General features: G+C 60.6%; 28 protein-coding genes. 11 read left to right on the forward strand and 17 right to left on the reverse strand.

The features are described 5' to 3' along the window. Positions 1-76 precede the first annotated feature (76 nt). From ACIN8IBEIGE_RS19275 to ACIN8IBEIGE_RS19285, 3 genes are all read left to right on the forward strand, one after another. On the forward strand, positions 77-1,078 hold the full coding sequence (locus ACIN8IBEIGE_RS19275; protein ID WP_160016069.1) for a response regulator: 1,002 nt from the start codon (positions 77-79) through the stop codon (positions 1,076-1,078). Positions 1,079-1,081: 3 nt separating this feature from the next. Then, entirely contained in the window at positions 1,082-1,537 is a 456-nt protein-coding gene (locus ACIN8IBEIGE_RS19280; RefSeq protein ID WP_090377014.1) for a PAS domain-containing protein, read from the forward strand. A 174-nt stretch (positions 1,538-1,711) separates the two neighbouring features. Continuing rightward, entirely contained in the window at positions 1,712-2,089 is a 378-nt protein-coding gene (locus ACIN8IBEIGE_RS19285) for a VOC family protein (RefSeq protein WP_160016070.1), read from the forward strand. A gap of 88 nt (positions 2,090-2,177) precedes the next feature. Here the strand turns inward: ACIN8IBEIGE_RS19285 and ACIN8IBEIGE_RS19290 are convergent, their stop codons facing one another. The 4 genes from ACIN8IBEIGE_RS19290 to ACIN8IBEIGE_RS19305 form a co-directional block, all read right to left on the reverse strand. Beyond that, positions 2,178-3,515 (reverse strand): DEAD/DEAH box helicase, encoded by a 1,338-nt coding sequence (locus ACIN8IBEIGE_RS19290; RefSeq protein WP_160016071.1) that lies wholly within the window; start codon positions 3,513-3,515, stop codon positions 2,178-2,180. A gap of 203 nt (positions 3,516-3,718) precedes the next feature. Then, the gene (gene zapE, locus ACIN8IBEIGE_RS19295; protein ID WP_160016072.1) at positions 3,719-4,813 is read right to left on the reverse strand and encodes a cell division protein ZapE; all 1,095 of its coding nucleotides are present in this window, start codon (positions 4,811-4,813) and stop codon (positions 3,719-3,721) included. Positions 4,814-4,926: 113 nt separating this feature from the next. After that, positions 4,927-6,273: a tryptophan--tRNA ligase gene (locus ACIN8IBEIGE_RS19300; RefSeq protein WP_160016073.1), complete on the reverse strand. Its 1,347-nt coding sequence runs from the start codon at positions 6,271-6,273 to the stop codon at positions 4,927-4,929. Positions 6,274-6,301: 28 nt separating this feature from the next. Beyond that, positions 6,302-6,931 (reverse strand): alpha/beta hydrolase, encoded by a 630-nt coding sequence (locus ACIN8IBEIGE_RS19305; protein WP_160016074.1) that lies wholly within the window; start codon positions 6,929-6,931, stop codon positions 6,302-6,304. A gap of 152 nt (positions 6,932-7,083) precedes the next feature. Here ACIN8IBEIGE_RS19305 and ACIN8IBEIGE_RS19310 point away from each other — a divergent pair, with 152 nt between their 5' ends. After that, a complete protein-coding gene (locus tag ACIN8IBEIGE_RS19310) occupies positions 7,084-7,521 on the forward strand; it encodes a YhcB family protein (protein ID WP_090377027.1) in 438 nt (145 codons plus the stop codon). Positions 7,522-7,604: 83 nt separating this feature from the next. On the opposite strand, the gene cysN is transcribed toward ACIN8IBEIGE_RS19310, so the two are convergent. From cysN to ACIN8IBEIGE_RS19325, 3 genes are all read right to left on the reverse strand, one after another. Next, positions 7,605-9,503, reverse strand: coding sequence for a sulfate adenylyltransferase subunit CysN (gene cysN, locus ACIN8IBEIGE_RS19315; protein WP_160016075.1), 1,899 nt, complete (start codon positions 9,501-9,503; stop codon positions 7,605-7,607). Position 9,504: 1 nt separating this feature from the next. Next, positions 9,505-10,422 carry a sulfate adenylyltransferase subunit CysD gene (gene cysD, locus ACIN8IBEIGE_RS19320; protein WP_160016076.1) on the reverse strand — a complete coding sequence of 306 codons (918 nt, stop codon included), beginning with the start codon at positions 10,420-10,422 and terminating at the stop codon, positions 9,505-9,507. A 142-nt stretch (positions 10,423-10,564) separates the two neighbouring features. Beyond that, positions 10,565-11,323 (reverse strand): Nif3-like dinuclear metal center hexameric protein, encoded by a 759-nt coding sequence (locus ACIN8IBEIGE_RS19325; protein WP_160016077.1) that lies wholly within the window; start codon positions 11,321-11,323, stop codon positions 10,565-10,567. 111 nt (positions 11,324-11,434) lie between these two features. Here ACIN8IBEIGE_RS19325 and algW point away from each other — a divergent pair, with 111 nt between their 5' ends. The 3 genes from algW (at position 11,435) to ACIN8IBEIGE_RS19340 (ending at position 15,503) form a co-directional block, all read left to right on the forward strand. Next, positions 11,435-12,577: a Do family serine endopeptidase AlgW gene (algW, locus tag ACIN8IBEIGE_RS19330; protein ID WP_160016078.1), complete on the forward strand. Its 1,143-nt coding sequence runs from the start codon at positions 11,435-11,437 to the stop codon at positions 12,575-12,577. Between the two features lie 94 nt (positions 12,578-12,671). Beyond that, positions 12,672-14,756, forward strand: a complete 2,085-nt coding sequence (locus ACIN8IBEIGE_RS19335) for a TonB-dependent siderophore receptor (protein WP_160016079.1) — start codon at positions 12,672-12,674, stop codon at positions 14,754-14,756. An 18-nt stretch (positions 14,757-14,774) separates the two neighbouring features. After that, positions 14,775-15,503 carry a DUF4198 domain-containing protein gene (locus ACIN8IBEIGE_RS19340; protein WP_160016080.1) on the forward strand — a complete coding sequence of 243 codons (729 nt, stop codon included), beginning with the start codon at positions 14,775-14,777 and terminating at the stop codon, positions 15,501-15,503. Between the two features lie 66 nt (positions 15,504-15,569). Here the strand turns inward: ACIN8IBEIGE_RS19340 and hisC are convergent, their stop codons facing one another. The 10 genes from hisC to ACIN8IBEIGE_RS19390 all read right to left on the reverse strand — a co-directional run bounded on the left by hisC (position 15,570) and on the right by ACIN8IBEIGE_RS19390 (position 23,420). Further along, on the reverse strand, positions 15,570-16,622 hold the full coding sequence (gene hisC, locus ACIN8IBEIGE_RS19345; RefSeq protein WP_160016081.1) for a histidinol-phosphate transaminase: 1,053 nt from the start codon (positions 16,620-16,622) through the stop codon (positions 15,570-15,572). A gap of 58 nt (positions 16,623-16,680) precedes the next feature. After that, positions 16,681-17,991 carry a histidinol dehydrogenase gene (gene hisD / locus ACIN8IBEIGE_RS19350; protein ID WP_160016082.1) on the reverse strand — a complete coding sequence of 437 codons (1,311 nt, stop codon included), beginning with the start codon at positions 17,989-17,991 and terminating at the stop codon, positions 16,681-16,683. A 121-nt stretch (positions 17,992-18,112) separates the two neighbouring features. Continuing rightward, the gene (gene hisG, locus ACIN8IBEIGE_RS19355; protein WP_090255484.1) at positions 18,113-18,748 is read right to left on the reverse strand and encodes an ATP phosphoribosyltransferase; all 636 of its coding nucleotides are present in this window, start codon (positions 18,746-18,748) and stop codon (positions 18,113-18,115) included. Positions 18,749-18,752: 4 nt separating this feature from the next. Next, complete coding sequence (gene murA / locus ACIN8IBEIGE_RS19360) at positions 18,753-20,018, reverse strand: UDP-N-acetylglucosamine 1-carboxyvinyltransferase (protein WP_160016083.1); 1,266 nt, start codon at positions 20,016-20,018, stop codon at positions 18,753-18,755. 12 nt (positions 20,019-20,030) lie between these two features. After that, complete coding sequence (locus ACIN8IBEIGE_RS19365) at positions 20,031-20,270, reverse strand: BolA family protein (RefSeq protein WP_090255487.1); 240 nt, start codon at positions 20,268-20,270, stop codon at positions 20,031-20,033. 121 nt (positions 20,271-20,391) lie between these two features. Further along, a complete protein-coding gene (locus ACIN8IBEIGE_RS19370; protein ID WP_160016084.1) occupies positions 20,392-20,700 on the reverse strand; it encodes a lipid asymmetry maintenance protein MlaB in 309 nt (102 codons plus the stop codon). After that, entirely contained in the window at positions 20,697-21,329 is a 633-nt protein-coding gene (locus ACIN8IBEIGE_RS19375; RefSeq protein WP_160016085.1) for a phospholipid-binding protein MlaC, read from the reverse strand. The genes ACIN8IBEIGE_RS19370 and ACIN8IBEIGE_RS19375 overlap by 4 nt, the downstream gene beginning before the upstream one ends. A gap of 14 nt (positions 21,330-21,343) precedes the next feature. Then, complete coding sequence (gene mlaD, locus ACIN8IBEIGE_RS19380; RefSeq protein ID WP_160016086.1) at positions 21,344-21,814, reverse strand: outer membrane lipid asymmetry maintenance protein MlaD; 471 nt, start codon at positions 21,812-21,814, stop codon at positions 21,344-21,346. After that, entirely contained in the window at positions 21,814-22,611 is a 798-nt protein-coding gene (gene mlaE, locus ACIN8IBEIGE_RS19385; RefSeq protein WP_160016087.1) for a lipid asymmetry maintenance ABC transporter permease subunit MlaE, read from the reverse strand. Before mlaE ends, mlaD begins: the two co-directional genes overlap by 1 nt. Further along, positions 22,611-23,420, reverse strand: coding sequence for an ATP-binding cassette domain-containing protein (locus ACIN8IBEIGE_RS19390; RefSeq protein WP_160016088.1), 810 nt, complete (start codon positions 23,418-23,420; stop codon positions 22,611-22,613). The genes mlaE and ACIN8IBEIGE_RS19390 overlap by 1 nt, the downstream gene beginning before the upstream one ends. Before the next feature lie 246 nt (positions 23,421-23,666). Here ACIN8IBEIGE_RS19390 and ACIN8IBEIGE_RS19395 point away from each other — a divergent pair, with 246 nt between their 5' ends. Genes ACIN8IBEIGE_RS19395 through lptA form a run of 4 tightly spaced genes read left to right on the forward strand, consistent with a single transcriptional unit; the run spans position 23,667 to position 26,286 of the window. Continuing rightward, complete coding sequence (locus ACIN8IBEIGE_RS19395) at positions 23,667-24,641, forward strand: KpsF/GutQ family sugar-phosphate isomerase (protein ID WP_160016089.1); 975 nt, start codon at positions 23,667-23,669, stop codon at positions 24,639-24,641. Continuing rightward, positions 24,641-25,180, forward strand: a complete 540-nt coding sequence (locus ACIN8IBEIGE_RS19400) for an HAD family hydrolase (RefSeq protein WP_160016090.1) — start codon at positions 24,641-24,643, stop codon at positions 25,178-25,180. Before ACIN8IBEIGE_RS19395 ends, ACIN8IBEIGE_RS19400 begins: the two co-directional genes overlap by 1 nt. Positions 25,181-25,187: 7 nt before the next feature. Next, entirely contained in the window at positions 25,188-25,757 is a 570-nt protein-coding gene (lptC, locus tag ACIN8IBEIGE_RS19405) for an LPS export ABC transporter periplasmic protein LptC (RefSeq protein ID WP_160016091.1), read from the forward strand. After that, the gene (gene lptA, locus ACIN8IBEIGE_RS19410) at positions 25,744-26,286 is read left to right on the forward strand and encodes a lipopolysaccharide transport periplasmic protein LptA (RefSeq protein WP_090255504.1); all 543 of its coding nucleotides are present in this window, start codon (positions 25,744-25,746) and stop codon (positions 26,284-26,286) included. The genes lptC and lptA overlap by 14 nt, the downstream gene beginning before the upstream one ends. Position 26,287 lies beyond the last annotated feature (1 nt).

Raw genomic sequence — 26,287 nt, forward strand, 5'->3', positions numbered from 1 at the left:
ACAATCTCAAGCGGCTATGCTTGAAGAAAACCGCCTCAGAGCGGTGTTCTTCCACGCGCACAGGTACTCTCCAGCCGTGATTCCACTAGTAGTCTGCGACGACTCGAACATGGCGCGCAAGCAGTTGATCCGCGCCCTGCCGCCCGAATGGCCGGTGACCATCAGCCAGGCCACCAACGGCCAGGAAGCCCTGGCTGCACTGCGCCAGGGGCTGGGCCAGGTGATGCTGCTGGACCTGACCATGCCAGTACTCGACGGCTATGAAACCCTCGCGGCCATGCGCGCAGAAGGCCTGGCCTGCAAAGTCGTGGTGGTCTCCGGCGACGTGCAGGAAGAAGCCCTACGCCGGGTCAAGGAACTCGGTGCCCTGGCCTTTATCAAGAAGCCTGCCGACCCCGAGATACTGCGCAGCACCCTGCTCGAACTCGGCCTGTTCGACCCCAAGGCGACGCCTGGCGCCATCGCCCAGGCGGCGGTACTGGATGAGCTGAAGGTCAACTTCCGCGATGCCCTGCGCGAGGTCACCAACGTCGCCATGGGCCGTGCCGCCGCACTGCTGGCCAAGGCGCTCGGGGTCTTTGTGCAGTTGCCGGTGCCGCAGGTGAATATTTTCGAAGTCAGCGAGCTGCATATGACCCTCACCGACGCCATGCGCGGCGAACGCCTGAGCGCGGTGTGCCAGGGCTTTATCGGCGACGGTATCGCTGGCGAGTCGCTGCTGCTGTTCCACGACTCCGAAGTGGCCGATATGGCGCGCCTGCTCAACTGGCAGCCGAAGGATGACCTGGAAACCTCGGAAATGCTCCTGGACCTGGCCAGCATCCTGATCGGCGCGTGCCTGGCCGGGATTGCCGAGCAGATCGACGTGCGCTTCTCCCAAGGCCATCCACAACTGCTTGGTCAGCATTCTTCCATCGAGCGGCTGATCCACCTCAACCAGCGTCGCTGGAAGAAGACTCTGGCGGTGGAAATCAGCTACAGCCTGGAAGCACACAACATCCACTTCGACCTGCTGCTGCTGTTTACCGAAGACTCGATCAAACGCCTGACCAACAAGATCAACTACCTGATGAGTTAAGCCATGGCCGCACAGATAGATATTCAAGAGGTGCACTGGCTGCTCGATATCGTGCAGTGCATCGATGTCGGGGTGATCGTCCTCGATCGCCAGTACCAGGTGGAGGTGTGGAACAGCTTTATGGAGAACCATTCGGGCATGGGCCCGGACGAGGTGCACGGCAAAACCCTGTTCAGTCTGTTCCCGGAAATCAACGAAGCCTGGTTACGGCGCAAGGTCGATACCGTGGTGCAGCTCGGCACGCGCGCGTTCAGCCTGTGGGAGCAACACCCCTACCTGATGCACTTTAAGAACTATCAGCCGATCACCGGCCAGGAAGACTTTATGTACCAGAACGTCACCCTGCTGCCGCTGGCCGGGGCCAAGGGTGATGTGGAACACATCTGCGTGGTGATCTACGACATGACCGCTGCCGCCACCCACAAGAAGCAGCTGGAAGCGGCGCAGGCAAGCCGTTAACAGGCCGTTAAAAAGTAGCCGAGACAGGCAAGACAAGCCTGTTTTTAACGCTGTATTGCCAACGCAGGTAGTTTTTTCAACAGCCTGTTAACCTTGCCCTCCGCCAGGCCCCGTTAGAGGGCCGGCACAACCGTTATCAGCCTGCCCGACCACACCCTGTGCAGGAATCACCCGATGTTGCAAAGCGTTGAACTGAAGACCTTCGTGCCGGCCCGCGACTTCGCGTTGAGCCAGGCGTTTTATCAGGCACTGGGCTTCAAGCCGGGCTGGGTCAGCGACGACATGGCCTATTTCAGCCATGGCGAGCATTGCGCCTTTCTGTTACAGAACTTCTACGTCAAGGAGCAGGCGGAAAACTTCGTCATGCACCTGCTGGTGGAAAACGTCGAGGCCTGGTGGCAGAAGGTACTGGATGAGCAGTTGAGCGAGCGCTTCGGCGTGCGCCTGGTGCCGCCCCAGGATCAGCCCTGGGGCATGCGCGACTTTGTGATCATCGACCCCAGCGGCGTGCTCTGGCGGATTGCGCAGAACACCGAGCGCCCGGCCGAGTAAGAGCGCCGAGACTAATCGCGGGCAAGCCCGCGAGCTTTGCTTTATCGGCGAGGAGCACCGGGTATCTATCGCCCGGCTACAGCGCGCTCTACGACTTTCTGCCGCCCTTGGCTGGTTTACCGCCAAAGCTTGGCACCTTCCGCACAGCCTTCACCGCTGGGGCGGCCGGTTCGTCGGTCTCCATCCAACGCCCTAGGCTGCCGCCTTTGCCACCGCCCACCACTTTCGGCTTCTTCGGTTTCTTCGGCTTTTTAACCACCTGGCCACCGGGCAGAGTCTGCGGTACACGGTGGTCGGGGATAAAGTCCGGCTCGTCGATGCGCTGCAACACTTGCTGGGTCAGGGTTTCGATGGCCGAGAGCAGCTGCACTTCATCGGCGCACACCAGCGATACGGCCTGACCGGTGGTGCCAGCACGACCGGTACGGCCGATGCGGTGCACATAGTCTTCAGCAACGATGGGCAAATCGAAGTTGACTACCAGCGGCATATCGTCGATATCCAGACCACGGGCCGCCACATCGGTGGCCACCAGAACCTTGACCTCACCGTCCTTGAAGCGCTGCAAGGCGCGCTGGCGGGTGGCTTGGGGTTTGTCGCCGTGGATCGAGTCGGCACTGATGCCGTGGCGTTGCAGCTCGGCTTCCAGCTCATCCACACCCTTGCGGGTTTTTACAAACACCAGGGCCTGGCTCCAGCGCTTGCTCTGGTACAGGTGCAGAAACAGCTCGCTCTTGCGTTTTTTGTCCACCGGGATCAGCCACTGCTTGACCGACTTGGCGGCGGCGTTGCGCGGGCTGACCTCGATGCTCAGCGGGTCGTTGAGCATCTGCCCGGCCATGGCGCGAATGGCGTCGGAAAAGGTCGCGGAGAACAGCAGGGTCTGGCGCTTTTTCGGCAGCGCAGCGAACACACTCTCCAGCTCGTTGGCAAAGCCCAGGTCGAGCATACGGTCGGCTTCATCCAGCACCAGGGTCTGCACCTGGTTGAATTTCACCGCGTTCTGCCGATAGAGGTCGAGCAAACGACCCGGAGTGGCCACCAACACGTCCAGCCCTTTGCGCAGCTTCATCATCTGCGGGTTGATACTGACCCCGCCATACACCGCATAACTGCGCAGCGGCAGATGCTGGCCATAGGTGAGAAAGCTCTGCAACACCTGCTCGGCCAGCTCACGGGTCGGCACCAGCACCAACGCACGCACCGAATTACTGGCCACCTGCGGCCCTTCCATCATCAGTCGTTGCAGCACCGGCAGGGCAAAGCCGGCGGTCTTGCCGGTGCCAGTCTGCGCAGCGGCCATCAGGTCACGGCCCTTGAGGATCGGCACGATCGCCTGAGCCTGTACGGCAGTGGGGGTTTTATAGTCGAGGCTGTCGAGGGTGCGTAGCAGAGGCTCGATCAGGCCGAGGGAGGCAAACGTCATAGGGCTAACCGCTGAAATAAGTCGATGGCGCAGAGTTTATCCTGCTTGCACCTAAAACACGCCGGATCAAAACTTGCTGGCGATCTTGCGAGCTAGAGACATGCAAGGCGAAAACAGGCGAGGAAGCGGAGTGTACTGGTGTACATGAGCATTCCGAGCCTGTTTTTAACGCAGCAGGGCCGACGCGCAGCTGATCGCTGTTCTCAGGGCTTGTGCGGCCGTGCGAGAAACTCGTGGGACTGCATTTCCAGCAGACGACTCAGCGTGCGCTGGAACTCGAAGGTCAGGCGACCGCCGGTGTAGAGGTCTTTCAGCTCCACTTCGGCGGAGATGATCAGCTTGACGTTGCGGTCGTAGAACTCGTCCACCAGGTTGATAAAGCGCCGGGCCATGTCGTCCTTGGCGGTGCTCATCTGCTCGACGTTGGCCAGCAGCACGGCGTGGAAGACCTTGCCCAATTCGATGTAGTCGTTCTGGCTGCGCGGGCCATCGCACAGCTCGCGGAACTCGAACCAGGCCACGTCGTCACCGACCTTGCGCGCCACGATGGCGCGGTTTTCGATCATCAGCGGCTCGTTTTCCTGCACCTCACAGTGCTCGGGCAGCAGACTGACAAAACTCTTCTGCAGGCTTTCCTCGGCCGCAGCGTCCAGTGGCCAATGGAACAGCTCAGCCTGCTCCAACGCACGCAGGCGGTAATCGATACCGCTGTCGACGTTGACGATCTCGGTGTGCTGCTTGAGCAGGGCAATCGCCGGCAGGAAACGCGCACGCTGCAGGCCGTCCTTGTACAGGCCGTCGGGCACGATATTGGAGGTGGCGACCAGGCTCACACCGTTCTTGAACAGCTCTTCCATGAGGGTGGCGAGGATCATGGCATCGGTAATGTCACTGACGAAGAACTCGTCGAAGCAGATGACCTTGGCTTCGTCGGCGAAGCGCTTGCCGATAATGGTCAGCGGGTTCTTTTCGCCCTTGAGGGTGCGCATTTCTTCATGCACGCGCTTCATAAAGCGGTGGAAGTGCGTACGCATCTTCTTCTCGAACGGCAGCGCGTCGAAGAAGGTGTCGACCAGGTAGGTTTTACCGCGACCGACGCCGCCCCAGAAATACAGGCCCTTGACCGGCCCCTGCGGCTTTTTGCCGAACAGCTTGCCGAATACCCCGGCGCTTCCCTTGTCGGCGGCGACCAGGTCGTCATACAGGCGCTGCAGATGACGCACCGCCGTTTCCTGGGCAGCATCATGAAAGAAATCGGGGCGTTTAAGGTCAGCCTGGTAGCGTTCTAGGGGCGTCATAAATTCGTTAGCCGGGCAAGTAAAACGGGGGCGTCACTTTAGCGACGCCCCCGTTGATTGGCAACGGCTTATAGACGGCGTACCGGTTGTGGGAGGGGCCATCCAGCAGAGCGTTATTCCTGAGGTGCCAGCGCCTCACGCAGACGCTGAATCGCCGCCTGACAGGCCTCGCTGTCGGCAAATGCCGGGCTTTGCGCCACGCACTCATCGTCCAGCCAGACGGCAAAGCCGCCGTCCTGCTCGCGCACATCCAGTGCGTCGCCGGACTGCAGACGCTTGTTGACCATGCCTGCGGCCTTGCCATCGGCAAACGACTTGGACAGCAACAGCTGCTCGCCGGCGGCATCCAGCAGGCGGAAGCGGAAGCTGCCGTCGTCATCGCGGAAGCTGACAAAGCGTGCGCTCTTGCCGGCTTTCTTCTTCTCACCCGCCGTGTTGACGGCCTGGCTGCGGAACGAGCGCAGGCCAACGGCCTCACGCAGCTCACCGAGAAACGGCGTGGCGATCTTGCGCGCCTTGGCGGCACCGGCCAGCAGAATGTCTTCCAGATCGGCCGGTTTGCTGATCAGCGCGTGATAGCGCTCGCGGGCTTCGCCCAGCTCGGCTTCCAGCAGGGTGCACAACGCCTGCTTGGCTTCGCCCCAAGCCATACCGCCCTCCAGCGCAGCACGGAAGTCCGCCTGCTGGGTCGGTGCAGCAAAGGCCTGATAGAGGGTGAACAGGTGCGAACTATCCGGGTCTTTTGGTTCGCCCGGCAGCTTGGAGTCGGTCACGACACGTGCAACGGCATCCTTGAGCTGCTTGGCACTGCCAAACAACGGGATGGTGTTGTCGTAGCTCTTACTCATCTTGCGCCCGTCAAGGCCTGGCAACGTGGATACGTCTTCCTCGATCACCGCCTCGGGCAGGGTGAACAGCTCCTTGCCATTGCCAAACAGGTGGTTGAAGCGCTGACCGATATCGCGGGCCATTTCCACGTGCTGAATCTGGTCGCGGCCGACCGGCACCTTGTGTGCGTTGAACATCAGAATGTCCGCGGCCATCAGCACCGGATAGCTGAACAGACCCATGGTGATGCCCGCATCCGGGTCTTCACCGGCTTCGACGTTCTTGTCCACCGACGCCTTGTAGGCGTGGGCGCGGTTGAGCAGGCCCTTGCCGGCGACGCAGGTGAGCAACCAGCACAGCTCGGGAATCTCGGGGATATCCGACTGGCGGTAGAAGGTTGCCTTGTCGGTATCCAGGCCCAGCGCCAGCCAGGTGGCGGCGATTTCCAGACGCGAACGCTGGATGCGCGCCGGCTCATCGCATTTGATCAACGCATGGTAATCGGCGAGGAAGTAGAACGAATCCGCATCGGCGGCGCGACTGGCAACGATGGCCGGGCGAATCGCGCCCGCGTAGTTGCCCAGGTGCGGCGTGCCGGTGGTGGTGATGCCGGTAAGGATACGAGTGGTCATAACGTTCGCTTATTGAGGCTCAATCAGTTCAGAGACGCGGCAATAACAAATCCTTTAGGTCGGTCAGCTTGCCGTGAAAAAAGTGGCCGCATTCTGCCACTTTCAGCAGCTCATGGGCACGCCCGAGTGCCGCCGACCACTGGTAAATCACCTGCGGGTCGATCACTTCGTCGTCGTCGGGCTGGATCAGGATCAGCGGGCAATGGCTGGCCGGGGGCGTTTCTTCGCTCAGGCGATGCACGGCCGGGGCCACCATAAACAGCTTGTCGAGCGTCACGCCCTGGGTCTCAAGGCGCGCGCCGAGTGCGGCAGCGACAAAACCGCCAAAGGAAAAACCCAGCAGGGTCAGCGGTAACTCGGGGTGCTGCGCACGCAGCCAGCTGGCCACGGCCTCGGCATCATCTACCTCACCGCTGGCCATATCGTGGCTGCCCGCACTGGCGCCGACACCGCGGTAATTGAAACGCAACGTGGCCAGGCCACAGTCACGAGCCGTGCGTTGCAGGGTGGAGACCACCTTATTCAGCATGGTGCCGCCCTGCACCGGGTTGGGGTGGCAAATCAGCGCCACGCCACGGGCATCAGGGGTATCCAGCCACAGGGCTTCGAGTTGGCCGCTGGGGCCGGCAATCATCAGAGGGGTTTCGCGGGTGAGCAACAGGGAACTCCGTGACCTCGCAGTGGGTCGACTCGTCTAGCTGACAGCCTGCACCATACACAACACCGCAAACCTTTCGGCATTGCATTGCGGTATACAGCGCAGGTTCGAGCCGTTAACGTAAAGCAAAGCCGTTTAGAGAGGAAGGACTCGTGGAACAGACGCTTACCGCCTGGTTGCTACCCGCCATTACCCTGGTAGCTGGCATTGCCATTGGCTTCCTGATTGCCCGCCTGGCACCCAATGCGGCCCCTAGCCGCACCCAACGTCAGCTGGATGAAATTCAAGAACGCTTCGACACCTACCAAAGCGAGGTGGTGACACATTTCAACACCACGGCCAACCTGGTGAAAAAGCTCAGCCAGACTCAACTGGACGTGCAGCAGCACCTGTCCGAAGGGGCCAACCGCCTGGCACTCGACGAACTGACTCGCCAGCGCCTGCTTGCCACCCTGCATGCCGATGAAAGCAGTGAAAAGCGCGAGCGCATCAAGGCACCGGCCCATCATGAAATGCCTAAGGACTACGCGCCGAAAAGCGCGGATGTGCCAGGCATGCTCGATGAAAGCTACGGTTTGAAGAACAAGTAAACGCCACTGACCCGGTCGCTTCGGCGACCGAACAGGCATTAAAAAGCCCCGCACTAGGCGGGGCTTTTTAATGTGCAGCGGATTTAGATGGCGCCGCGCTCACGCAGCAAAGCCAGTACAAGCTTGACCCCCTCATCTACCGACACCGACTGCGTATCGATCACCAGATCGGCATTCAGCGGCACGTCATACGGGAAGGACTCACCCGGGATGTTATCGCCACCCGCCGCGTACAAACCCTGTGGATCACGCTCGGCACAGACCTGCGGAGATGCCTGAACGTAAACGGTGACCAGACGCTCGGCACCGATCAACGCCTTGGCCTGTTCGCGACCTTCGGCATCCGGGGCAACGAAGGCGGCCAGGGTCAGCAGACCGGCTTCGTTGAACTGACGTGCAACATGAGCAGCACGCCGCCAGTTCTCGGTGCGCCCGGCACGATCCTGCGGCAGCCCCTTGTTCAGGTCATGACGCAGGTTCTGGCCATCCAGTACATAGACCGCGCGGCCCATATCGAACAGCTTGCGCTCCACGGCGTAGGCCAGGGTGCTCTTGCCCGCGCCGGACAGGCCGCTGAACAGCACGGTGGCCGGCTGCTGGCCAAAGCGCGTGGCACGCTCTTCGGTGGAGACATGCGCCAGCTTGCCATGATGACCACCCGCGCCCGCCTCAACAGGCTCAGCGATGATCATGCCGGCACCCACGGTGCCGTTGGTCAGACGGTCGATGACGATAAAGGAGCCGGTGGTGCGGTTGTGCGCGTAGCCATCCAGCGCAATCGGAGCATCCAGGGCGATACGCACCTGACCGATTTCGTTGAGTTGCAGGCTGCTCGCCGCACCGTGCTCCAGAGTGTTCACATCGACCCGGTGGGTGATGCTGGCAATCGAGCCAGGCACATAGCTGGTGGCGCGCTTGATGTCGTATTTCTTGCCCGGCAGCATCGGCTCTTCGGCCATCCACACCAGCATGGCGTCGAAGCTGTCGACCACCTGCGGGCGGTTGTCGGCATGCACCAGCATGTCGCCACGGGAGACATCGATTTCGTCTTCCAGGGTGATAGTGATCGCCTGGCCCGGACCGGCCTGCTCCAGTTCGCCTTCGAAGGTGACAATGGATTTGACCTTGCTGCCCTTGCCCGAGGGCAGCGCGATGACTTCGTCGCCCTTGCGCACGATGCCGCTGGCCAGGGTGCCGGCAAAACCACGGAAGTTCAGGTTCGGGCGGTTGACGTACTGCACCGGGAAACGCAGGTCGGTGAAGTTGCGATCGCCGGCCACTTCTACGGTTTCGAGGATTTCCATCAGCGACTGGCCGGTGTACCAGGGCGACTGCTCGCTCTTGTTGACCACGTTGTCGCCTTTCAGTGCCGACATCGGCACGAAGTGCAGGGAAGTCGGTTTCAGCGCGATGCCTTCAGCAAACTTCAGGTAGTCGGCCTTGATCTGCTCGAACACGCCTTGATCGAAGCCCTTGAGGTCCATCTTGTTGATGGCCACAACGATGTGCTTGATGCCCAGCAAACTGGCGATAAAGCTGTGGCGCTTGGTCTGGGTCTGCACACCGTAGCGCGCGTCGATCAGGATGATCGCCAGGTCGCAGGTGGAGGCGCCGGTGGCCATGTTGCGCGTGTACTGCTCATGGCCGGGGGTGTCGGCAATGATGAATTTGCGTTTGGAGGTCGAAAAATAGCGGTACGCCACGTCGATGGTGATGCCCTGCTCGCGCTCGGCCTGCAGGCCGTCGACCAGCAGTGCCAGGTCGATGTCATCGCCGGTAGTGCCGACTTTCTTCGAGTCCTTGCTGATGGCTTCCAGATGATCTTCGTAGATCATCTTCGAGTCGTGCAGCAGGCGCCCAATCAGGGTGCTCTTGCCGTCGTCGACGTTGCCACAGGTGAGAAAGCGCAGCAGTTCTTTACGCTCGTGCTGGGCCAGGTAAGCGAGGATGTCTTCGCTGATCAGATCGGATTGGTGCGACATCTTAAAAATACCCCTGACGTTTTTTCTCTTCCATCGAACCGGCAGCATCGTGGTCGATAACACGGCCCTGACGCTCGGAAGTACGGGTCAGGAGCATTTCCTGGATGATGTCCGTAAGGCTGGTGGCCGTGGATTCCACAGCGCCGGTCAGCGGGTAGCAGCCGAGAGTACGGAAACGCACCATCTTCTTGGTAATCCGGGCTTTTTCTTCGTCGGAAAGGTGCTCGAGGATGCGATCGTCGTCGATCATGATCAGCGTGCCATTCTTCTCGATCACTTCACGCTCGGCGGCGAAGTACAGCGGCACGATCGGAATCTGCTCCAGGTAGATGTACTGCCAGATGTCCAGCTCGGTCCAGTTGGACAGCGGGAACACACGGATCGACTCGCCCTTCTTAACGTTGCCGTTGTACACATTCCACAGCTCGGGACGCTGGTTCTTCGGATCCCAACGGTGCTTGCTGTCGCGGAAGGAATACACGCGCTCCTTGGCGCGGGATTTTTCCTCATCGCGGCGTGCGCCACCGAAGGCGGCGTCAAAGCCGTACTTGTCCAGCGCCTGCTTGAGGCCCTCGGTTTTCATCACGTCGGTGTGCTTGGCACTGCCGTAGGTGAAGGGGTTCATGTCCTGTGCAACGCCATCGGGGTTGATGTGGGTGATCAGGTCCAGGCCGTACTCTTTGACCATCTTCTCGCGGAAGCTGTACATCTCCTGAAACTTCCAGCGCGTATCGACGTGCATCACCGGGAACGGCAACTTCCCCGGGAAGAACGCCTTGCGTGCCAGGTGCAGCATCACGGCGGAGTCTTTACCGATGGAATAGAGCATTACCGGGTTGTCGAATTCGGCGGCCACTTCACGAATGATGTGGATACTTTCCGCCTCCAGCTGTTTCAGGTGGGTCAGTTTATCGAGCATGGCTACTCACGAAATGCGATGTGTTTGGGCCGGCGGGCCGTGGACGAGGGCGCACTCTAGCACAGCACCCGCTTCTAATCAGGAGCCAGGTTAGATCGAAACGATCTAGCTTTATACCTGCCGGGAAGGCGGAAATTGCGCCTCAGATTGGGTTTGGACAATCGATAAATAGATGCTCAATGGCAAAACGTCGCGCCAGGTAATCGCCTAAAGCCTGCACGCCATAACGCTCGGTGGCGTGATGGCCAGCGGCGATAAAGCTGATGCCGTTTTCCCGGGCGCTGTGGAAGGTCTGCTCGGAGGCTTCGCCGGTCAGATACAGATCGACCCCGGCGGCAATCGCCTGATCGATATAGCCCTGACCGCCGCCGGTGCACCAACCGACTCGACGAATTACTTCATCGCCCTCAACCAGCAGTGGTTCACGGCCAAGCACCTCATGCACATGGCGGGCAAAGTCACGTGGACTCATGGCCTCGGCCAGCGAGCCGATCAGGCCGACGGTGCGCGGATTTTCCGGCTCCAGCGGGCCTTCCACGGTAATCCCCAGCTGCGCGGCCAGCTGCACGTTGTTGCCCACCTCGGCGTGCACATCCAGTGGCAGGTGATAAGCCAGCAGGCTGATGTCGTTGGCCAGCAGGGTTTGCAGGCGGCGGCGCTTCATCCCGGTGATACAGGGATTTTCACCTTTCCAGAAGTAGCCATGGTGCACCAGCAGCACATCGGCTTCGGCCTCGACGGCCGCATCGACCAGCGCCTGGCTGGCGGTCACGCCACTGACGATGCGCCGCACCTGCGGCCGGCCTTCGACCTGCAGGCCATTGGGGCAGTAATCGCTGATGCGTGCGGCATTCAGGTAGCGGTCGGCTTCTTCCACCAGGGTCGCCAGGGCAATGGCCATAGGGTTTCCTTATCAACAAGTGTGCAGGCGCTGCTTTATTCGCGGCCACCTCTCTATAATGGCGCACCTTAAGGGGCGCATCCGCCCCCGGCAACCCTCAGGATTGGATCGATGTTCAAGGCCCTGCGTTTCCTCGGCTGGCCCCTGCTGGTCGGCGTGCTGTCGGCATTGCTGATCATGCAATATTTCCCTCAGTGGGTCGGTTTGCCGGGGCAGGACGTGCACGTGCGCCAGGCACCGTTCTACAGCCGGATGCAAGAAGGCCCGGTGTCCTACGCCGATGCGGTGAACCTGGCCTCGCCGGCCGTCGCCAACCTGTACACCACCAAGTTCGTCAACAAACCTGCGCATCCTCTGTTCGAGGACCCGCAGTTTCGCAAGTTCTTCGGCGATAACCTGCCCAAGCAGCGGCGCATGGAGTCCAGCCTCGGCTCGGCAGTGATCATGAGCCCGGAAGGCTACCTGCTGACCAACAACCATGTGGTCGCCGACGCCGATCAGATCGTCGTGGCCCTGAAGGATGGCCGCGAGACCCTGGCTCGCATCATTGGCAGCGATCCGGAAACCGACCTCGCAGTGCTGAAAATCGACCTGCCGGACCTGCCGTTTATCATCCTCGGGCGCTCCGACAATATCCGCATCGGCGACGTGACCCTGGCCATCGGCAACCCCTTCGGCGTCGGCCAGACCGTGACCATGGGCATTATCAGCGCCACCGGGCGCAACCAGCTGGGCCTGAATACCTACGAAGACTTCATCCAGACCGATGCGGCGATCAACCCCGGCAACTCCGGCGGCGCACTGGTGGATGCCTACGGCAATCTGGTGGGCATCAACACCGCGATCTTTTCCAAATCGGGCGGTTCCCAAGGCATCGGCTTTGCCATCCCGGTGAAACTGGCGATGGATGTAATGCAGGCGATCATCGAGCACGGCCAGGTGATTCGCGGCTGGCTGGGGATCGAGGTGCAACCACTGACCCCGGAGCTCGCGGAGTCCTTTGGCCTGGACGGACGCCCTGGGATCGTCGTTGCGGGCATCTACCGCGACGGCCCCGCGCAGAAAGCCGGCCTGCAGCCAGGCGATCTGATCCTCAGCATCGACGGTGAAGCAGCCGGTGATGGCCGCCGCTCGATGAACCAGGTGGCGCGTGCCAAGCCGGGTGAGAAGATCAGCATCGACATCCTGCGCAACGGCAAACCGCTGCAACTGACTGCCGAGATCGGCGTAAGACCGCCCGTTAACGGCAGCTAACCCTCAAATTTTCAATTTGCGCAGCGCAATCGATAAGCCTTCTCAATTTTAATGTTATGTTATTACATTAAACACAAGAGAAGGATGTTTCCCCTTGCGCGCCGCCCACACCTTACTTGCCAGCTTGCTGGTTCCCTGCGCTGTTGCCGCTGCAGCAGAAAACCCCGTCGAGCTCTCTGCCACCACGGTCACCGCCCGCCAGGAACAGGCGGACGGCCCTGTGCAAGGCTATCGCGCCACCCGCTCGGCCAGTGCGACGCGCACCGATACGCCGATTGAGCAGATCGCCCAAAGCATCAACGTGGTGCCCGCGCAGGTGCTCGATGACCTGGGCACCCCGCGCATCGACCGCGCCCTGGACTTTGCCGGCGGCGTATCGAGGCAGAACAACTTCGGCGGCCTGACCTTCCTCAATTACAGCGTGCGTGGTTTCACCACTGGCGAGCTGTACAAGAACGGCTTCGCCATCAACCGCGGCAGCTACAGCTCGCCGGACGCCTCCGGTATCGAACGCATCGAGGTACTAAAAGGCCCAGCCGCCAGCCTGTATGGCCGTGGCGACCCCGGCGGCATGATCAATATCGTCAGCAAGAAACCTCAGGCCGAGGCCTTCAGCCAGCTCAAGGCCAGCGCCGGCAGCTGGGACCGCTACCGCAGCAGCCTAGACGTCAACAGCCCGCTGAATGACGACGCCACCCTGCTGTCGCGGGTCAACCTGGCGGTCGAGGACAATCAGAGTTTTCGCGACCATGTCGACAGTGAACGGCAGATCGTCAGCCCGTCGCTGAGTTGGCAGCTGAACCCCGACACCCTGCTGCTGATCGAGAGCGAATTCACCCGCACCGAATCGGTATTCGACCGTGGCATTCCGGCAGTCAACAACCGCATGGGCGCGGTGAAAGACTCCAGCTTTATGGGCGAGCCGAAAGACGGCAGCATCCGCAACGACAACCAGATGCTGCAGGTCAGCCTAGAGCATTACCTCAATGACAGCTGGAAGCTGCGCCTGGCCAACCACTACGCCCAGGGCCGCCTGCAGGGCAACAGCTCCGAACCGTCGCGCCTGGTCGGCGACACCCTGACGCGCTTCTATCGCCAGCGCAGCTTCGAATGGAACGACAGCATTACCCAGGCCGAGCTGCATGGCAGCTTCAACCTCGGTAGCTGGCAGCACCAAACCCTAGCCGGCCTGGAGTACGAGAACTACCGCAACAGCCAGAAGTACCCGCAAAGCGCGACCACCCTGGGCTATGGCCAGAACATCTACCAACCGCAGTACGGCCAGGCCAAGCCGGCCATCGTCAATCCCAACGACTTCTTCGAGCATACCGAGAGCTATGCCCTCAACCTGCAGGATCAGATCCGCTTCAGCGAGCGCCTGAGCGGTTTGCTTGGCGCGCGCTTCGAACGCTATGAGCAAACCGCGCTGAACCGCAGCACGCGGGTCAGCAATGAGCAGAACAAGGATGTTGCCACCGCTCGCACGGGCCTGCTGTATCAGCTGACGCCACAGGTCGGGGTGTTCGCCAACGCCTCCACCTCGTTCAAGCCCAACAGCATCAGCAGCCGAGGTACGGTGTTCAAGCCGGAGAAGGGCCTGGGCTATGAAACCGGGCTCAAGCTCGACCTCCTTGATAGCCGCCTGGGTGCAACCATTGCGCTGTTTCATATCGACAAGGAAAACGTGCTGACCGCCGACCCGGCCAACCCCGGCGACAGCATCGCGGCCGGCAAGGCGCGCAGCCAGGGCCTGGATATGCAGTTCAGCGGCCAGCTCAGCGATGCCGTGCGCATCATCGGCGCCTACGCCTATATCGATGCCGAAGTGACCGAGGACAACAGCCTGCCGGTCGGCAGCAAGCTGCTCGGCGTCGCCCGCCACAGCGGCAGCCTGCTCACCGTCTACCAGTTTCAGGAAGGCCGCCTGCGCGGCTCGGATATCGGCGCCGCATTCAATTATGTGGGGGATCGCTCGGGGCAGGCCGGCAGCCAGTTCGAATTGCCGGCCTACAGCACCGTCGACCTGCTCGCCCGCTACCAGGCCAGCGACGACCTGAGCATCGGTCTGAACCTCAATAACCTGCTCGACCGCGAGTACTACGAGCGCGCCTACAACAGCGTCTGGGTCATGCCCGGCGACCCGCGCAACCTCAGCCTCAGCCTGACCCTCAATCTCTAAGCCACAAGGAACCCCAGTATGCGTACTGCCAAACCCGCCCTGCTCACTGCCTTGTTCGCCACCCTGCTCGCCGGACACGCCCAGGCCCACGGCCTGTGGACCGAACAACGCCGCGGTCATATTGAAGCCATCTACGGCCACGGCGCGGAAGACAACGCCTTCAAGGCCGAGAAAATCAGCGGTGCCTGGGCTTATAACCGCGCCGGCAAGATGATTCCGGTCACCGTTCAGCGCCTGGAGGATCATGCCCGCCTGCAACCGCTGAAAACCCCGGCGGTACTTGGCGTGGCGCTGGACAACGGCGCCTGGTCACTGACCCCGGACAAGCAGTGGATCAATCAGGGTCGCAGCAAGGTGCCGAACTCGACCGAGTCGCTGCACACCTTCAAATACAGCCTGGCGATTTACCAGGAAGGTGCCAAGTTGCCGAAGCTGGATCAGTTGAAGATGGTCATCCTGCCCGAAGTCGACCCGCTCAAGGTCGGCCCCGGGAAGCCGCTGGCGGTACGTGTGCTGGTGGATGGCAAGCCAGCGGCGGGGGTCGAGCTGGTCGGTGACTACCGCGGCGCGCCGCACCAGGTAAGCGCCACCACCGACGCCGACGGCCGCGCCCAGGTGCTGGTACGCAACGAGGGGCTGAATATCATCAGCGCGTCCATCAGCCTGCCGGTCAAAGGCGACAAGGACATCGAGACGCGCGGTCTGTTTACCTCGTTGACCTTCCTTGGCCAGGCGCACCACGAATAACCCGCGCGATAAAACTGCAGGCAATAAAAAGCCGGAGCACTGCTCCGGCTTTTTTATGGCGCCGAGTTACAGGCCCTGCAGGGCATCCAGCAGCGCCTGGTTCTGCTCCGGCGTGCCGATGGTGATGCGCAGGAACTGGGCAATCCGCTGCTGCTTGAAGTGGCGCACGATCACCCCCTGCTCACGCAGGCCGGCGGCCAGGGTAGCGGCATCCTTACCCGGATGACGGGCAAACACAAAGTTCGCCTTCGAGGGCAGCACCTCAAAGCCCAGCTGCTCCAACCCGGCCACCACCGCCTCACGGCTGTCGATTACCCGCTGGCAGGTCTGCTCGAAGTACGCCTTGTCCTCGAACGCCGCCGCCGCGCCGGCAATCGCCATGCGATCCAGCGGGTAGGAGTTAAAGCTGTTCTTGATCCGTTCCAGGGCCTCGATCAGGTCAGGATGACCGACCGCGATACCCACCCGCAACCCGGCCAGGGAGCGTGACTTGGACAGGGTCTGACTGACCAACAGGTTCGGGTACTTGTCCACCAAGCTGATCGCCGTTTCACCACCGAAGTCGATGTAGGCTTCATCCACCAGCACCACGGTATCCGGGTTGGCCTTGAGCAACCGCTCGATCGCCTCTAGCGCCAGCCCACAGCCGGTCGGCGCATTGGGGTTGGGGAAGATAATGCCGCCGTTGGGCCGCGCGTAATCCTCAACACGAATCTGGAACTGCTCATCCAGCGGCACCTGCACGAAGTCGATGCCATATAGGCCGCAATACACCGGATAGAAGCTGTAGCTGATATCCGGAAACAGCAGCGGCTGGCCGTGCTGGAACAGACCGTGGAAGGCGTGCGCCAGCACCTCGTCGGAGCCGTTGCCGACAAATACCTGAACGGCGCTCACACCGTAGTAGTCGGCCACCGCCTGCTTGAGGCGATCGCTGTTGGGGTCCGGATACAGACGCAGGTTGTCATTGACCTCGGCCTGCATGGCGGCAATCGCCCTGGGCGACGGGCCATAGGGGTTTTCGTTGGTGTTGAGCTTGACCAGCTTGGCCAGTTTCGGCTGCTCACCCGGCACATAAGGCACCAGGTCTTTGACGAAGGGGCTCCAGAATTTGCTCATCTGCCCTTCTCTCCTCGAATTCGATTCTGGGGTGGCGCGCCTCGCGCGCCCTGAAAACTCAGTTCTTGATGCGGTATTCGGCGCTACGGGCGTGAGCGGTCAGTGACTCGCCACGGGCCAGCACGCTGGCGACCTTGCCCAGCTCCGACGCACCCTCGGCCGAACAATGAATGATCGACGAGCGTTTCTGGAAGTCATACACCCCCAGCGGCGAGGAGTAGCGCGCGGTGCCGGAGGTCGGCAGCACGTGGTTGGGGCCGGCGCAGTAGTCACCCAGAGCTTCAGCGGTGTAACGGCCCATAAAGATCGCCCCGGCGTGACGAATCAGCGGCAGGTACTGATCGGGGTTTTCCACCGACAGCTCCAGGTGCTCCGGCGCAATGCGGTTGGCCACTTCAATGGCCTGGGCCATATCGGCCACCTGAATCAGCGCGCCGCGACCTTCCAGTGAAGTGCGCGCAATAGTTTCGCGGTCCAAGGTTGGCAGCAGTTTGGCGATGCTCTCGGCGACACGATCGAGGAAGGCGGCATCCGGGCTGACCAGGATCGACTGGGCGTCTTCGTCGTGTTCGGCCTGGGAGAACAGATCCATGGCGATCCAGTCCGGATCAGTCTGGCCATCGCAGACGACAAGGATTTCAGAAGGCCCAGCGATCATATCGATGCCGACCTTGCCGAATACATGACGTTTGGCCGTGGCTACGTAGATATTGCCGGGACCAACGATCTTGTCCACCGGCGGCACGCTCTCGGTGCCATACGCCAGCGCGGCCACGGCCTGAGCACCACCGATGGTGAATACCCGATCAACACCCGCAATGCAGGCGGCTGCCAGGACGATCTCATTGATTTCGCCACGCGGGGTCGGCACCACCATCACTACTTCCGGCACGCCAGCGACCTTGGCCGGAATAGCGTTCATCAACACAGAGGACGGATAGGAGGCCTTACCGCCCGGCACATATAGGCCGGCGCGATCCAGCGGGGTGACCTTCTGCCCCAGCACTGTGCCGTCGGCTTCGGTGTAGGTCCAGGAGTCCTGTTTCTGCCGTTCGTGGTAGCTGCGCACGCGCTCGGCGGCTTTCTCCAGGGCGCTGCGCTGCTCCGGGGTGATGCGGGTTAGGGCCAGCTCCAGGCGCTCGCGCGGCAGAATCAGATCCGCCATCGAAGCGACATCCAGGCCGTCAAACTGCTTGGTGAACTCGACCAGCGCTGCATCGCCACGCTCACGCACGGCCTTGATGATATCCAGCACCCGCTGGTTGACCGCGTCGTCCGAGACACTTTCCCAGCTCAGCAGATGATCCAGATGCTGGGCAAAGTCCTGGTCAGCGGCATTGAGTCGGCGAATAGCGATAGGAGCGGTCATAGCGGGCCTCTTAAATTGGCAAATGCTCGGGCGCCCGTAGAGTAACAACCACTCCGCGCGGGCACCTGAGAATTTTGGCTATAACGCGGATAGGCTAGGCCGCACTGGGCGGCCATCAGACTCAGCGTGGGTGTCGCGCTTCAACTGCATCGCGCAGGGTGTCGATCAACGCCTGAATGCGCGCGTGCTGCATCTTCATCGACGCCTTGTTGACGATCAACCGTGAGCTGATCATGGCGATCAGTTCCTGAGCTTCCAGACCGTTGGCGCGCAGGGTATTGCCGGTATCAACCACGTCGATGATCTTGTCAGCCAGTCCCACCAGCGGTGCCAACTCCATCGAGCCGTACAGCTTGATGATGTCAACCTGACGGCCCTGCTCGGCGTAATAACGCTTGGCCACGTTGACGAACTTGGTGGCAACCCGCAGCCGGCCTTTCGGCTCGGGCGCGCCAACTGCACCGGCGGTCATCAGCTTGCACTGGGCAATGCGCAGATCCAGCGGCTCGTACAGGCCCTGGCCACCGTATTCCATCAGTACGTCCTTGCCGGCCACGCCGAGATCGGCTGCACCGTGCTCGACATAGGTCGGCACATCGGTAGCACGCACGATCAGCAGGCGCACATCATCCAGCGTGGTGGGGATGATCAGCTTGCGACTTTTATCCGGGTTCTCGGTCGGCTCGATTCCCGCCGCCGCCAGCAGCGGCAGGGTGTCATCGAGAATCCGGCCTTTGGAAAGAGCAATAGTCAGCATGGTCTTAGCCCGGCACGCGGCGAATCTTCGCCCCCAGCAACTGCAGCTTCTCTTCGATGCATTCGTAACCACGGTCGATGTGGTAGATGCGGTCGATCAGCGTGTCGCCCTCGGCAACCAACGCCGAAATCACCAGACTGGCGGATGCACGCAGGTCGGTGGCCATAACAGGCGCGCCTTTGAGGGTTTCGACGCCGGTGACGATGGCGGTGTTGCCTTCGACCTGGATCTGCGCGCCCATACGAATCATTTCATGCACATGCATAAAGCGGTTTTCAAACACGGTTTCGATCACCGTGCCGGTACCCTCGGCAATTGCATTGAGGGCGATAAACTGCGCTTGCATATCAGTGGGGAACGCCGGGTAGGGAGCAGTACGCAGGTTGACGGCTTTCGGCCGCTTGCCGTGCATGTTCAGCTCGATCCAGTCGTTGCCGCAGGTGATTTCTGCACCCGCTTCCTGCAGCTTGGACAGCACCGCTTCCAGGGTGGTCGGATCGGTGTCCTTGACCTTGACCCGGCCGCCCGTCACAGCAGCAGCCACCAGGTAAGTGCCGGTTTCGATACGGTCAGGCATCACGCTGAAGCGAGCACCGTGCAGGCGCTCAACACCATCGATGGTGATGGTGTCGGTGCCGGCGCCGCTGATTTTTGCGCCCATGGCGATCAGGCAGTTGGCCAGATCGACCACTTCCGGCTCGCGCGCGGCGTTTTCCAGCACGCTACGGCCTTTGGCCAGGGTCGCGGCCATCATGATGTTCTCGGTACCGGTCACGCTGACGGTATCGAAGAAGAAGTGCGCGCCACGCAGACCGCCCTCTGGGGCCCTGGCCTTGATGTAACCGGCTTCGACATCAATGATCGCGCCCATGGCTTCCAGGCCACGGATGTGCAGGTCAACCGGACGCGAGCCGATGGCGCAACCACCTGGCAGAGCCACTTCGGCATAACCGAAACGCGCGACCATCGGGCCGAGTACCAGAATCGAAGCGCGCATGGTTTTCACCAGCTCGTAGGGCGCAACCAGCGTCTTGATCGCCCGCGCGTCAACTTCCACGCTGAGCTTCTCGTCGATGATCGGCTCGATACCCATGCGGCCGAACAGCTCGATCATGGTGGTGATGTCGTGCAGGTGCGGCAGGTTGCAGATGGTGACCGGCGCATCACCAAGCAGGGTGGCGGCGAGAATCGGCAGGGCAGAGTTCTTCGCCCCGGAAATGCGGATTTCGCCATCAAGGCGCACACCGCCGGTAATAATCAGTTTGTCCATGATTCTCTCGGTTTAGGAGCGCGCGGCCCAATCGGCACGGCTAAAGAATTTCATACTCACGGCGTGGATACTGCCATCGGCGATCCAGGCATTGAGGTGAGCGTAGATCTGCTGCTGGCGCTTGACCGGGCTAAGAGCGGCCAATTCGTCACTGATCAGGTTCAGCTGAAAGTTGCAGCCTTCGCCTTCAACTTCCACCTGGGTATCCGGCAATTTAGCCTCAAGGAGACTCTTTACTTCTAAGGCCTGCATGCTCAACCTCGATCAATGCATAAATTAACGACAGCCGAGCAGACGCTCGCGGGTCGAGCATCATACAAAAAAGCCCCCTGCCTGCGAACCCCGCATTACTGCCAGCCGACCGAAGCCCTGCTCAAGCCTGCAACGGGAGGATTTCCAACAAACCGCAAACGCTGGCGATTTCACGCATGTCTTTGGGCAGGTTACTCACTCTCAGAGTCTTGCCCGCTGCATTGGCGTCACGCATAAATGCCAACAACAGCGACAGCCCGACGCTGCTGGATTTCTCCACACCCGCGCAATCAATCACGCACGCCACCGCCGGACTAACCCTGAACAGGCGTTCACCTTGCTCACGCAGCGCCGGCGCGCTCAGGTAATCAAGCACGCCAGTCAGGCTAAAAACGCCAGGTGACGCCTCACGGATACTGGCTTGACTCACGATGCATCGGCCCCTTGGCGGGCTTTGGCAACGGTCTCGGTCCAGTTGTCGATGACCTTGTCCAGATCGTTACGATTGTCCTGCATGGCCTGGGAGAACTGATCACGAAACAACTTGCCGACGTTGATGCCGTTGATGATCACGTTGCGCATCTTCCAGCTGCCATCGAGGCTGACCATGGTGTAGGACAGCGGATAAACCGTACCCTTGCCGTCCTTGATCTCCATATTTACCGAGGTGCGCTCAGGGTCCTGCGGGCCACTGACCGGCAGCACGCGAATGTCCTGGTTGTTGTATTCCAACAGGGCATTGCCATAGAACTGCATCAGGCTGCGCTTGAAGTTTTCCTGAAAGCGCTGCATCTGCTCGGGCGAGGCCTGACGCGAATAGCGCACCGTCATCACACCACGGGAAATCCCATCGACATCCACAACCGGACCGAGAATGTTGTTCAGGGCGCTGTAAAACGCGCCTGGATCGGTGCGGTACTGCTCCTTGTTGGCCTTGAGGTCGGCCAGCAGCGTAGTGGTGGTCTGCTGCACCACTTCATGAGCAGCCGGAGCTGCCAACGCCTGGAATGAGATGGTGGCCAAGCAGATAAACAAACCGTTACGCAGCGTTTTGAACATGTCCATTACCTCTATTAATTAGCCTGGTCTTTGTTGACCGAATTGAGCAGGAACTTGCCAATCAGGTCTTCCAGCACCAATGACGACTGCGTGTCGTGAATGGTGCCACCATCGCGCAGCACTTCTTCTTCGCCGCCCACGCTAATCCCGATGTATTTCTCGCCCAGCAGACCTGCGGTCAGAATCGACGCAGTGGAGTCTGCCGGCAGGTTATCCACGGCATCATCCAACACCATGGTGACGCGCCCCATATAGCTGTTGCGGTCCAGATCAATCGCCGTGACCTTGCCGATTGTTACACCTGCCATGGTCACTTTAGATCTGACAGTCAAACCGGCGATATTCTCAAAGTGCGCATACACCTTGTAGGTATTGTCGCTGCTGCCTACAGTCAAACCGCTGACACGCAAGGCCAGCAGTAACAAGGCCAACAACCCGGCCAACAGGAACAAGCCGACACCAATTTCCAGCGTGCGGTTCTGCATCAGAAATCTCCAAACATCAAAGCGGTCAGAATAAAGTCCAGCCCCAATACGGCGAGCGAGGCGTACACCACGGTTTTGGTGGTGGCACGACTAATCCCTTCCGAAGTCGGCTCACAGTCATAGCCTTGGAACACGGCGATCCAGGTCACGACAAACGCAAAGACCACGCTCTTGATCACACCATTGAGCACATCTTCGCGAAACGAAACACTGCTTTGCATATTGGCCCAGAACGAGCCCTCATAAACCCCCAGCCAGTCGACGGCGACCATCGCACCGCCCCAGATACCGACCACGCTGAAGATCATCGCCAGCAACGGCATCGAGATAAAACCGGCCCACAGCCGCGGGGCGACAATATATTTGAGCGGGTCGACGCCGATCATCGCCAGACTCGACAGCTGCTCGGTGGATTTCATATTGCCGATTTCCGCGGTCAGCGCCGAGCCGGCGCGACCGGCAAACAGCAAGGCTGTGACCACCGGCCCCAGTTCACGCAATAGAGTCAGGGCGACCATCTGCCCCACCGCCTGCTCCGAGCCGTACTTGGCCAGGATGCTGAAGCCCTGCAGCGACAGCACCATGCCGATAAAGATGCCGGACACAACAATAATGGCCAGGGACATCACCCCAACCGAATACAGCTGCTTGATCAGCAACTGAAAGCTATTGCCGGTCGAGCCACGACCAAACAGCGCACGCAGCAGAAACAGCCCCGATCGCCCCAGTGTGGCAACCACATCAATACCGGCGCGACCGAACAGGCGCACCCGCTCGAGCACAGATGTCTTGCGCATCAGCGCTCCCCCAGAAGATCGTCGCGGTAATTGGCCGCGGGAAAGTGGAACGGTACCGGGCCATCGGGGATGCCCTGCATAAACTGACGCACACGTGGGTTATCCGACGCCATCAACTCAGCCGGCGTGCCCTGCCCAAGCACCTGAGTGTCACCGACTACATAGATGTAGTCGGCAATGCTCGCGGTCTCCGCCAGGTCATGGGACACCACGATACTGGTGATCCCCAGCGCATCGCTCAGCAGACGAATCAGGCGCACCAGAACGCCCATGGCTATCGGGTCCTGGCCGACAAAAGGCTCGTCATACATAAGTATTTGCGGATCAAGAGCAATCGCTCGAGCCAATGCCACGCGCCGCTTCATGCCACCCGACAGCTCGTCGGGCATCAGCTCAAGGGCACCACGCAGCCCCACAGCCTGCAGTTTCATCAGCACGATGTCGCGAATCATCTCTTCCGGCAGCTTGGTGTGCACCCGCAGCGGAAAAGCAACGTTCTCGAACACGTCCAAGTCAGTAAAAAGCGCACCACTCTGGAACAGCACACCCATCTGTTTGCGCATGTCGAACAAATCGTTGCGCGACAACGTCGGCAAATTCAGGCCATTGACCCAAACTTCACCCTGGCTCGGCTTGAGCTCGGCAGCGATCAAACGCAGCAGCGTGGTTTTGCCACAGCCAGACGGCCCCATGATCCCGGTGACCTTGCCACGGGGAATGCGGATATCGATGTTTTTGAAAATATCCCGCTCGCCGCGTTTGAAGCTGACGTTCTTCAGCTCAACTGCATACGGGTTCTCGGCGCTCATCTGGACTCCTTGCTCAACGCTTGCCTGACTGACGTATAGCCCCGAACAAAGGGCACTACTGGTCGTCGAACGTACCGAAAATGGCCGCGAACTATACCATCGCGGCATTCCTCGCCCAAGACGGAAGGTGTTGCCGAAGATAAGCGCCGCACAATTTCTGCAACCAACTCGCCACTGGAAATACTGGGCAGGCGCACCTTTACCGTTATAATCGGCAGCTTTTAGCCCGTACGCCGCAGAGAAGTCATGAGCCAGCCAAGCGATCTGATCCAGTCAGCACAGCGCACCATCCGCCTGGAACTCGAAGCCATCCAGGATCTGCTGGCGCGTATCAACGGTGATTTTGTGCGTGCCTGCGAGCTAATTCTCGCCAGCAAAGGCCGCGTGGTAGTGGTCGGCATGGGCAAATCCGGCCACGTCGGCAACAAGATTGCCGCCACCCTGGCCAGCACCGGCACCACGGCGTTCTTTGTGCATCCGGCCGAAGCGAGCCACGGCGATATGGGCATGATCACTCGCGACGATGTGGTACTGGCACTGTCCAACTCGGGCTCTACGGCAGAAATTGTCACCTTGCTGCCGCTGATCAAACGCCTCGGCATCACATTGATCAGCATGACCGGTAACCCGGAGTCACCACTGGCCAAGGCTGCCGAAGTCAACCTGGACGCCCGCGTATCCCAGGAAGCCTGCCCGCTGAATCTGGCCCCAACCTCCTCCACCACCGTATCCCTGGTGCTGGGCGACGCCCTGGCCATTGCCCTGCTGGAAGCCCGCGGTTTTACCGCCGAAGACTTTGCGTTCTCTCATCCTGGCGGCGCATTGGGCCGACGCCTGCTGCTCAAGGTGGAAAACGTCATGCACGCCGGCGACAGCCTGCCCCGCGTCAAACGCGGCACCTCGCTACGCGACGCGCTGCTGGAAATGACCCAGAAAGGCCTGGGCATGACCGTGGTGACCGAGGAAGACGGCCGCCTGGCCGGGATATTCACCGACGGCGATCTGCGCCGTACCCTGGATCGCAACATCGACGTGCGCCAGACCATTATCGATGACGTAATGACCGCCCATGGCAAGACCGCTCGCGCGGAAATGCTCGCGGCAGAGGCTTTGAAAATCATGGAAGACCACAAGATCAGCTCGCTGGTGGTGATCGACGACAACGATCTGCCAATTGGCGCACTGAACATGCATGACCTGCTCCGCGCCGGAGTGATGTAATGAGTACTGACCTGACCAGCCCCGACCTGCTGCAACGCGCCCAAGCTATCAAGCTGGCCATTTTCGATGTCGACGGCGTACTTACCGACGGCAAGCTGTACTTCCTCGTCGACGGCAGCGAATTCAAGACTTTCAACACTCTCGACGGCCACGGCATCAAGATGCTGATCAACTCCGGCGTGCGTACCGCGATTATCAGCGGCCGCAAAACTCCAGTCGTAGAGCGCCGGGCGCAGAACCTGGGGATTCAACACCTGTATCAGGGCCGCGAAGACAAGCTGGTAGTTCTTGATGAGTTGCTCGGCGAACTGGGCCTAGACTATACACAGGTCGCATACCTCGGTGACGACCTGCCCGATCTGCCGGTGATCCGCCGCGTAGGCCTGGGCATGGCAGTCGCCAGTGCCGACGGCTTTGTTCGCCAACATGCCCACGGGATTACCCGCGCTCGCGGTGGCGAAGGCGCAGCCCGTGAGTTCTGCGAACTGATCATGCACGCCCAAGGCACCCTTGAAGCCGCTCAAGCCGCTTACCTATAGGCCCACCATGCCCCGCAAGTTATTCAATATTGTTCTGCTCGCCTTTGTCGCACTACTGGTGGCGGCGCTCGGCTACTGGAACCTCAACCCGGATGGCTTTAACGAACAATCCCGCAGCACTGGGACTGATAACGCTATCGACTTTTACGCCACCAACACCTACACCGTGCAATACCAGGCCGACGGCAAGCTGCACTACGAACTGACCGCCGACAAGGTCGAGCACGTCAAGGCCAGTGACATCACCCTGATGACCAGCCCGAACATGAGCCTGTTCCGCGGCACTGAGCTTCCCTGGAAAATCCACAGTGAGCGCGGTGAAGTGTCGCCAGGGGGGGCCGAGGTCGAGCTGATCGACAAGGTGCGCGTCGAGCGCACTGACGCCAAAGGCCGCCCGACCATCCTCACCACCAGCCGCCTGACCGTATTCCCCGAGAAGGAATATGCGCAGACCCAGCAAGCCGTTAGAATCGACGCGGCCAATGGGGTGACCACGGCAAAAGGAATGAAAGCGTACATGAATGACGGCAGGATGCTCCTGCTGTCCAACGTAAGAGGTCAGCATGAGGCTCGTTAACACCCTCCCCCTACTACTCAGCCTCAGCGCCGCACTCGGAAGTGTCAGCGCCTGGGCCCTGCCATCCGACCGCGAACAGCCGATCCGTATCCAGGCTGACAGCGCGGAGCTGGATGACAAGCAAGGCGTTGCTGTCTATCGCGGTGACGTAGTTATCACCCAGGGCACCATGAAGGTCACCGGCGACACCGTGACCATCACCCAGAATGCCCAGGGCGATGTCGAGGTATTTACCTCCGTCGGCAAGCCGGCCTACTACGAGCAACTGCCATCAGCCGACAAGCAGATCGTCAAGGCCTACGGTTTGACCATCCAGTACTTTATGGCCAACGAGCGCGTGGTACTGATTGATCAGGCCAAGGTGATTCAGGAAGGCAACACCTTCGAAGGCGAGAAAATCGTCTATGACACCCAACGCCAGATCGTCAACGCCGGCCGCGCCACAGGCACCAATGTCACTGCGCCACGTCCGCGCATCGACATGGTGATCCAGCCGAAGAACAAACCAGCCGACCAGCAGGCGCAGTAAT

The sequence above is a fragment of the Pseudomonas sp. 8BK genome (assembly GCF_902506475.1).
In the GTDB taxonomy this organism is placed as follows: domain Bacteria; phylum Pseudomonadota; class Gammaproteobacteria; order Pseudomonadales; family Pseudomonadaceae; genus Aquipseudomonas; species Aquipseudomonas anguilliseptica.